General features: G+C 73.9%; 1 protein-coding gene. It reads left to right on the forward strand.

Going from position 1 to position 671, the window contains the following annotated elements; translation table 11 throughout:
- Window positions 1-634 (forward strand): GNAT family N-acetyltransferase (locus J0695_RS36040; RefSeq protein WP_206968991.1); only part of this gene is annotated, 634 nt, incomplete at its 5' end.
- Window positions 635-671 lie beyond the last annotated feature (37 nt).

Here is a 671-nt window from a genome sequence, read left to right on the forward strand (position 1 = left end):
GGCGGCGGACGGGCGTACCGCGGTCTCGGTCATGGTCGAGCCGGACGGGCCGGGGGAACGGTTCGCGCGGTCGCTGGGCTTCGAGGTGGCGCTGCCGCTGGCTTGGTACGTACAGGAGGTGGCGGCCGAGTCGCCGGTACCTCAACTCCCCGACGGTTACCGGCTGGTGGCCTGGCCGGGCGTCGTGCCGGACGCGTACGCGGAGGGTTCGGCGGTGGCGCACGGGGCGATGGGCGACGCGCCGATGGGGGACGTCGAGGAGCAGGCACCGTCCTGGACCGCCGAACAGGTGCGGGCCGTGGCGCGGATCGTGCTCGACCGGGGCGGCCGGATACTGACGGTGGCCGCGCTGGACGGGGACGGCGTGATGGCGGCGTACACGGAGCTGGTGCTGCGGGATCCGGGCGACGTGAGGGCGCTGCAGTACGACACGGTGGTGGTGCCGGGGCACCGGGGGAAGGGCCTGGGCCGCGCGGTGAAGCTCCGGATGCTGGAGGAGGTGCGGCGGGCGGAGCCGGGGGTGCGGCAGATCGGGACGACTGTGGCGGACGACAACGGTCCGATGCGCGTGGTGAACGAGGGGCTGGGGTACGTGCGCGAGCGGGGCCTCGCGGTGTACCAGCTGAAGCTCTAGCGGGGGCGGGCCCCCGCTAGAGCTTCAGCTGGTACAC

This window comes from Streptomyces beijiangensis (assembly GCF_017315755.1).
Taxonomy (GTDB): domain Bacteria; phylum Actinomycetota; class Actinomycetes; order Streptomycetales; family Streptomycetaceae; genus Streptomyces; species Streptomyces beijiangensis.